Origin of the sequence: Moorena sp. SIO4G3 (assembly GCF_010692305.1) — a bacterium.
Taxonomy (GTDB): Bacteria; Cyanobacteriota; Cyanobacteriia; order Cyanobacteriales; family Coleofasciculaceae; genus Moorena; species Moorena producens_A.
This window is the reverse complement of the sequence record NZ_JAAHIG010000444.1, coordinates 1-6,718: the sequence shown is the minus strand read 5'-3', so window position 1 is coordinate 6,718 and position 6,718 is coordinate 1. Positions and strand designations below refer to the sequence as shown.

Annotated in this window: 7 protein-coding genes; 3 read left to right on the top strand and 4 right to left on the bottom strand. The window is 46.8% G+C overall.

Annotated features, from left to right (window positions below; all coding sequences use genetic code 11):
* The coding region (locus tag F6J99_RS39415; protein ID WP_293121559.1) for a DUF4114 domain-containing protein at window positions 1–1,228 on the top strand (1,228 nt) is incomplete at its 5' end.
* A gap of 2 nt (window positions 1,229–1,230) precedes the next feature.
* Here the strand turns inward: F6J99_RS39415 and F6J99_RS39410 are convergent.
* Both F6J99_RS39410 and F6J99_RS39405 read right to left on the bottom strand, forming a co-directional pair.
* Window positions 1,231–1,380 carry a hypothetical protein gene (locus tag F6J99_RS39410; RefSeq protein WP_158517286.1) on the bottom strand — a complete coding sequence of 50 codons (150 nt, stop codon included), beginning with the start codon at window positions 1,378–1,380 and terminating at the stop codon, window positions 1,231–1,233.
* Window positions 1,365–5,252 (bottom strand): HEAT repeat domain-containing protein, encoded by a 3,888-nt coding sequence (locus F6J99_RS39405; RefSeq protein ID WP_293121557.1) that lies wholly within the window; start codon window positions 5,250–5,252, stop codon window positions 1,365–1,367. The genes F6J99_RS39410 and F6J99_RS39405 overlap by 16 nt, the downstream gene beginning before the upstream one ends.
* A gap of 143 nt (window positions 5,253–5,395) precedes the next feature.
* Here F6J99_RS39405 and F6J99_RS39400 point away from each other — a divergent pair, with 143 nt between their 5' ends.
* Window positions 5,396–5,713 carry a hypothetical protein gene (locus F6J99_RS39400; RefSeq protein WP_293121555.1) on the top strand — a complete coding sequence of 106 codons (318 nt, stop codon included), beginning with the start codon at window positions 5,396–5,398 and terminating at the stop codon, window positions 5,711–5,713.
* A 100-nt stretch (window positions 5,714–5,813) separates the two neighbouring features.
* Here the strand turns inward: F6J99_RS39400 and F6J99_RS39395 are convergent, their stop codons facing one another.
* Window positions 5,814–5,990 (bottom strand): hypothetical protein, encoded by a 177-nt coding sequence (locus F6J99_RS39395; RefSeq protein WP_293121553.1) that lies wholly within the window; start codon window positions 5,988–5,990, stop codon window positions 5,814–5,816.
* Window positions 5,991–6,093: 103 nt separating this feature from the next.
* On the bottom strand, window positions 6,094–6,354 hold the full coding sequence (locus F6J99_RS39390) for a hypothetical protein (RefSeq protein WP_293121551.1): 261 nt from the start codon (window positions 6,352–6,354) through the stop codon (window positions 6,094–6,096).
* A gap of 70 nt (window positions 6,355–6,424) precedes the next feature.
* On the opposite strand from F6J99_RS39390, the gene F6J99_RS39385 reads away from it, so the two are divergent.
* Complete coding sequence (locus F6J99_RS39385; RefSeq protein WP_293121549.1) at window positions 6,425–6,550, top strand: hypothetical protein; 126 nt, start codon at window positions 6,425–6,427, stop codon at window positions 6,548–6,550.
* Window positions 6,551–6,718: the final 168 nt, after the last annotated feature.

Genomic DNA, 6,718 nt, shown 5'->3' with positions numbered 1-6,718 from the left:
TGTGGTTAGTGCTCCCTCTAATGGTACTGCTGTGGTTAACAATAACGGTACCTTGGATAATATCAATGATGACTTTATTACCTATACTCCTAATCCAGGTTTCAGTGGGACTGATAGCTTCATCTATCAGGTATATGATGGCAAAGATGGCCTTGATACAGCGACTGTTGATATTACTGTCAACTCTATCTTTACCTTTTTTCCTTCCACTCTGACTCAGAACGCCAATAATACCTTTGTTCCTTCCACTCTGACTCAGAACGCCAACAATACGTTTACTATCACTGGTGACAGCACTGGAAACGCTCAACTCCTATTCACCTTTATTAGTGGAAAAGCTACTAATGTCAATGAAATTGGGGTGTTTGTAACGGATGATGACCAAGGTACAGTTAATGGTATTGCTCCTGGTCAAGAAGGCTATGTGGAAGCGGCTCTATCTAATGCTCAGACTATTTTTTCTGTGCTGTTGAATCCTGAAGATAGTGGTCAAACTACTCGTCTGATTAACAATTTTGATGTAGGCGATCAATTAGGATTTTATCTAGTACAAAATAGCACCAGAGAGGCAGTGCTAGCAGGACAAAATGCTTCTGTATTTTTCGGTGATGCTTCCTTCAATAGCGATGCTTTAGACCATATCCAAGCCCAGACTAATACTGACGGAGTCTTGACATTAAACTTTGAAGATGCTGATGACCAAGACTTTGATGACTTAGTAGTAACGGTTCAAGACGCTTCGGCTTTGACTCCTACTGTAGGGATAGGGAGTCCTCAGATTCAAGGGCAAGTGGAGCTACTGGATTTAACCGATGTGACTGGAACAGTAACACCTGAGTTTGTGGTTAGTAGTCAAGCTGTGTTTCAGAATAGCTTCGGCTTTTATCAGGTTGATGATGCCAGTGGTAAAATTGGCAATCTCAACCCCGGTGATGCTGGTTATGCAGAGCTTGCTGTATCCAACCAGGTCGATTTAGCCAGTGGGCTATCCGGTGGGGTATTGTTAGCTCCGTTCCTAATTGCTAATGGCACTGTTGAGGAGTTTCTGACTCAGAATCCAACCAATCAGCAGGGTTCCGGTCTGAATGCTTACTTTAGTTTCTTGAGCGCTAACCCTGATCAATTTGATCACGTCCGCCTACTAGGGGACAATCAGTTTAGCTTCGAGGATACCTTTGGTGGTGGTGACTTAGATTATGACGACTTGGTGGTAGAGGTTATTTTCTGATTTTAATCGGGAGTGGGGAATCGGGAATCGGGAATCGGGAGTCGGGAGTGTGGGAGATGGGGACTCTTGCCTCTTGCCTCTTGCCTCTTGCCTCTTGCCTGTTCCCTACACCCCACACCCCACACCCCACACCCTACTAAGGATTCTGCCATCCTTCCACAATCGCCATGCCCACATTCACATAAGGATTATCTAATAATTCTCTAAGGGCTTCTTTTCCACCACTTTCTAAGGCACTAAGCAACCGTTGTTTAGTACTTGCTGGAATCGCAATATTCACAAACGCTGTCTTTTGTAAATCCGTGGCATTAGGATTACTTTGTTCTAACTGTTTTAATAATCCTTGAATTTCAGCGGCGGCTTCGCTTAGGGTTTGGTTTTTATCGGGGGCATAATTGTGTTGATTTGCACTACCAATTTCTTGATTAACCTCACTTTTAGTCGCATCGAGAAAGTTACTAAAGCTATTTTGAGACTGACGTTGATCGTATTTAGATTGATAGTTGGAGTGATTAGAGTCTGAGGTTGATTCACTCATAGCGTTATTTTCAACAGTGATAAGTCGGCTGGCTTGTAGTCTAGCAATTTCGATTAGGTCTTGGTAATGCTTCTGGTAAAGGGCAAGCACGCCATGGTTGTTGGTGGTTTGGGTGAGCTCTTGACGAGAATTAAATCGCTGGATGAACTGGTCACTGACGACATGGTCTTTAGTTTCGGCAGCAGATTGAATCAGGATTTCCCGTAATACCCAAGCTTGCTCAACCTCCAACAGGGTGGCCAGCAGCAGGTAGACACCACGAAATCGGGGGTCACTCAGATGCTCGTGCTGGCGTTCTCGATTCTCGGTTTTCAGGAAGGTCTGGACAATAAAGTATTCCTGGATTTTATCGTGACGAAACTTCCATTCTCGATAGGTACGACCAAAGCCATCCTTCTGCTGACGAGTTAATACCATTTTATAGCGTTCCATACAGTGCAACTCATCCAAGCAGCCCTCTTCTGGGATGGTAATTTGATCATGGAGGCGCATCTGGTAGACCGTTTCAGCAAATTCAGCCAGGGGAAAGGGACAAAGGTGAATCTGTTGATAGTCCTCTGCCATGATCTCATACTGCTGCTGTTGCAAGTTGAGCAAATCCGGGTCTTTGCCCTGGGCCAACAGTTGCGCCACCAAGGTCAAATCCATGGGATTGGACAGAAACCGACGTACTGCCGCTAACTCCTGTTTGGATTGGGTTTGCTGGAGTTGGCTGGCCAGATAGTCGTCACAGGCTTGCTCGTAGGCCACACCGGATACCGGGGCATCCTCAGGCAAAATCCCTTGGCGAGAGGTGAGGAACTCAGCGATTTGCTGGCGCTTCAGGGGTTGCAGCACGTAGGTTTTGGCTGTAGCTGGGGGTGTCCATTCCAAGGGTTGGGTGGTGAGGATAATATGCCCCTGGACGTGATGCTCCACAAAGGTATTAATAGTAGCTCTGGTGTCAGGGCTGACTTCATTGAGTCCGTCAATGCAGATATCTAGGGTATTGTAGTTAATCAGGCTTTGTAGGAATTTAGGGTCATGGGCAGCGATAGGCAATTTAGCTTGAATGGCTTCCACCACACCACCGGCACATTGGCTGGCAGGCAGGTACACCGATAGCCGCCCCGAAGTTTTAACTAAATTCCGGAGAAACATGGACTTGCCCAGTCCCGATTCCCCTACCAGAACGACCGGAGACTGGAGTTGGCCAATGGCGGTTTGAATCGGTTCGGTATGGGTGGCTCGTGTAATCTTAACGTGAGACTCCGGAAAGTAAGCCTGGGGATCGAAGCTATCTAAACTAGCATCGGCCACTAGCACCTGACGGAAGGGAGCCAGTAATCGGTAGCGCAACCAGGGAATCCAGGTCAGAGCGATGCTGATATAGCCTAAGCCTACAATGGTGCGGAATTTCCAGTCCCAGATTAGGCCTTGGACTTGGGGAGAACGAGGATAAATGATGATCAGCAACAACCAGCCACTGACATGGACTAGCCAAACCTTAAACCCAATCAGAAACCAGTGTTTTCCTTCTAAGGCGATAATTTTGGCATTGACGGCGGCAGCAAGTTGGGAGTCTATAGACTTAAGATTTTTGTAGTGTTTCTTGAGCAGGTCCATATCTGTTTGTTTCCAGTTGACCTTGTCAACAACTATGGCAATCTGCCTTTCTAAGTCTTTGCGCAGTTTAGACAGAGGTTGGGTATCTTCCCAGATGTCGGCAAATAGCTTGAGAACGTCCAACCCTTCTTGGTGATTGATGGTCTGATCTTTATTTTGATGGGGATATTGCTTAGGTGAGCCCAACCATTGGATTAAGAGCAGTGAGTTTTCGTCCCCGCCACTGAGGAAATAGGCTAGAAAACGCAGGCTTGGTGCTTCTCGCTGGTAACGATAAACTTCATTCAATACATAAAGTAAGTCTTTTACCTCTAATGGTGCCATCCGCTCCAGAGCTTGTGCTGCAGTATAACGAACGGAGTTATCAAAGGTATCTGGATCAGTTAAAAGTTTGGCAATTTGAGGAGCGTACTCAGAGGCCGCTGCTCCCATGTTCCCCAAAGCCAATGACGCACTAGCACGGACATGATCATCTGAGTTGGTTAAAAGTTTGGCAATTTGGGGAGCTATCTCAGATGGTGCTGCTCCCATCAGCGCCAGAGCTTTTGCCGCACTATAACGGACCTTCCCATCTGAGTGGGTTAAAAGTTGTAGGATTTGGGGAGCTATCTCAGATGGTGCTGCTCCCATCAGCGCCAGAGCATATGCCGCATTAGCACGGACATGATCATCTGAGTTGGTTAAAAGTGGAATGATTTGGGGAACATACTCAGAGGCGGCTGCTCCCATCTTACCCAGAGCTTCTGCCGCCCTATTAGGGTTCTGGTAATCTGAGTCAGTTAAAAGTGGAATGATTTGGGGAGCGTACTCAGAGGCGGCTGCTCCCATCTTACCCAGAACTTCTGCCGCACTATAACGGACATAACGATCTGAGTCGGTTAAAAGTTTGGCAATTTGGGGAACGTACTCAGAGGCAGCTGCTCCCATCTGACCCAGAACTTCTGGCACAGTAGTATCAAGAAGACTATTATGTGAGTCGGTTAAACTTTCAACGATTTGGGGAGCGTACTCAGAGGCAGCTGCTCCCATGTTACCCAGAGCGGATGCGGCACGTGAACGGACATAACGATCTGAGTCGGTTAAAAGTTTGGCAATTTGGGGAGCTACCTCAGAAGAGGCCGATGCCGCACCATAATAACGGACAGTCCAATCTGGGTGGGTTAAATGTTTCACGATTTGGGGAGCGTAGTCTTTAGCTACTCCCATCTGCCCCAGAGCTTCTGCCGCAATATCACGGACAGTCCAATCTGAGTCGGTTAAAAGTTTGGCAATTTGTGGAGCAAACTCAGATGCAGCTGCTCCCATGTTCCCCAGAGCATATGCCGCACTACGACGGACATCAGTATCTGAGTTGATTAAAAGTTTGGCAATTTGGGGAGCGTACTCAGAGGCAGCTGTTCCCATGTTCCCCAAAGCGTATGCCGTACTACGACGGACATCACTATCTGAGTCAGTTAACAGTTCAGCGATTTGAGGAGCATACTTATAGGCTGCTGCCCCCATTTCTCCCAGAGCATATGCCGCACTAGCACGAACTTTGGACTGAACTGACTTGGTCTGATTCTCATACCCTAACCAGCCTACAATCTGCTCAATTGTGTCTTTACGAATCTCAACGGGGTGCTTGAGTTGATCCAATTTATACCTATACAATTTCTTCAAAGCTTCAGCCCATACCAACGGGTCGGTATCATCCAGTGCTGCCACAATCCCCTTGAGTTGCCAGGATTCGAGATCAGGTTTCTTTTCTTGAGCGTGACTCCCGTTGACAATCAAAAGTACCGCTACTAGCAGTGCTAACAAATAACATAGGCACTGGGTAACACCAGTCTTAACGGTAGGGAAAAGCTTTGGGCGGTTGGCATCGCCTCTATGGGGCATGGTGGTAGTTTCCCACGGAGTTAGTCAGCTAATAGGGATCCCCCCTAACCCCCCTTAATAAGGGGGGAAAAGAGAATAAGGGGGAAAAAGAGCACAGAAGAGGGAACAGCGGATCTGGTAAAAATCCTGTGTACCCCATAGTTATGAAAAACGCTGTAACTATAATTATGCTGATTTTGGCGCTAGACCCTAAGTCCAGCAACTCTTTGACACTACGATGCTCCCTGAAGGTTAGTTTTAATTATACCAATCCTAGAGATTATTATATAGCACAGGGAATCGGGAATCGGGAATCAGGAGTCGGGAGTCGGGAATCGGGAATCGGGAGTGTGGGAAGCATGGAGTTTATGGGAGGTGTGGGAAGTGTCCCCCCCTTGTTAAGGGGGGTTAGGGGGGATCCCCACCTGTTTGACCCAGTGGGTGAAATTAGGTTCTTGGTAGAACAGGCATCTTGCCTGTGATCAATATTTTCCTCACAGCATCGAAGCCTATTCTACACAACTACTCCCGATTCCCGATTCCCGATTCCCGATTCCCTACCTCACAGGCAAGATGCCTGTGCTAAGGAATTACTCCATGATCCAGAAAAATTAGAAACTTGGCACCAGGCATCAAGGCTTTCAGAGCCTGCACATAGCCCTTGGCATCAGCAGGGTTGTCGAACCGAGCGAAAACCACTGGTGGCATCGGTGGTAACAACCTCACCATGACCCATGGGTATAGGCGTCTATGGGACATAAAATTAAGTTATCTCCTGTAAAGGTGACCCAGAGCCAGCCTGCAGCCTGCGAAAACTCTTAGGCTGGCTCTTCCCGTGGATTTTTTTCTCCACACTTTTAGTTTACCACAAAAAATAATATATTATAGCATATTTGTAAGATTTTGTAACAAACTTTTTTTGAGGGAGTAGGGAGTAGGGAGCAGGGAGCAGGGAGCAGGGAGCAGGGAGCAGGGAGCAGGGAGCAGGGAGTGTGGTAAGTGTGGTAAGTGTGGTGAGTGTTCCCCCCTTGTTAAGGGGGGTTAGGGGGGATCCCCAGTTGGGCTTTAGCTGGGGGATTAGCGATCGCATAACCAAAACAGAATTTTTAGCTGAAACAGGCAAGATGCCCGTTCCACAACCCTAAATCTTCTCCGTTCCCGATTCCCGATTCCCCTCCTGGGAGGGGTTAGGGGTGGGTTCCGATTCCCGATTCCCTACTCCCTACTCCCTACTCCCTACTCCCTATTGCCTATTGCCTTATTTAGCAGAAATAGAAAATTACTACTATAAAGACTTGATAAACTTAACCGAATACTAGTGACATTAAACAAAACTCATGACATCAATGAATAAGGTATTTTTCTATATCAAGTAAAGAGCATGGATGGCAAAGATATTTCCTTTTTATGAGGAATATTCCGTGATAAAATATTTCGGTTAATCGCTTCATTGTCATTAATAATATACTCTCATCACTACTCTTATA